Origin of the sequence: Domibacillus sp. A3M-37, assembly GCF_024213455.1 — a bacterium.
Classification (GTDB): domain Bacteria; phylum Bacillota; class Bacilli; order Bacillales; family Domibacillaceae; genus Domibacillus; species Domibacillus tundrae.
The window spans coordinates 1-747 of record NZ_JANAVL010000074.1 but is presented as its reverse complement, the minus strand read 5'-3'; the positions used below and the strand labels follow the sequence as shown (position 1 = coordinate 747).

Annotated in this window: 1 protein-coding gene; it reads left to right on the top strand. The window is 39.1% G+C overall.

Annotation, left to right across the window (positions count from 1 at the left end; genetic code table 11):
* Positions 1-247: 247 nt before the first annotated feature.
* Positions 248-747: IS110 family transposase (locus NLX67_RS22610; RefSeq protein ID WP_254313639.1), on the top strand; the 500-nt coding region annotated here is incomplete at its 3' end.

Sequence of the window (747 nt, the reverse complement as noted above, 5' to 3'; positions counted from 1 at the left end):
TTAAAAAACATACTAAGATTAGTAGTGTAGCCAAGGCATTGGTTTACACTACTATTTTTTTATATAGTGGAAGTGAAGAATAGGTCGGAAACAGCTTGGGATCATGAATCCGATTAAAAAACTGACCTACTTCACTTACCTTATTTGAATCAGGTTTGAGTATGTTGGATCCTTCGAGATCGTGTATAAGAAATGGGAATCAATAAGTGTAAGGTGAGGGCTTCCATGCAAAGTTAGGAGGATAAGTATGAAGCACGTGATCGCATTTGATGTCAGTATGGGTAAAAGTTACATGGTTGTTTACAATGCATTAAAAAATTGTGTGTTCGAAGAAGAAATCAACCATTATCGCACAGAGTTTGAGGGGTTAAAGAAAAAGATTGATGAACTAGCCGAAGGTTATGGGGAACAGCCTGAGATCGTATTTGAAGCAACCGGTGTCTATTCCAGGCCATTGGAGCGTTTTATGAATGAGAATCAGTACACTTACTGTCTTTTGAACCCACTGGAAGCGAAATTACAATGTGATTCCTTGCGGATTCATAAAACAGATAAGAGTGATGCACATCGACTGGCACTTACTCATTTCACTACAGATAGAAGGAAGAAAGAAGATTCAGGCGAGCTTCTCCATCAGCTGAAATCGCTCTCCAGATATTATAGTGAACTGGACGGTGAGTTATCCGTTATCCGCGGCCGTATGCATAAAGTTATTCAGTTAACGTTCCCAGAACTAGAGAAGATTTT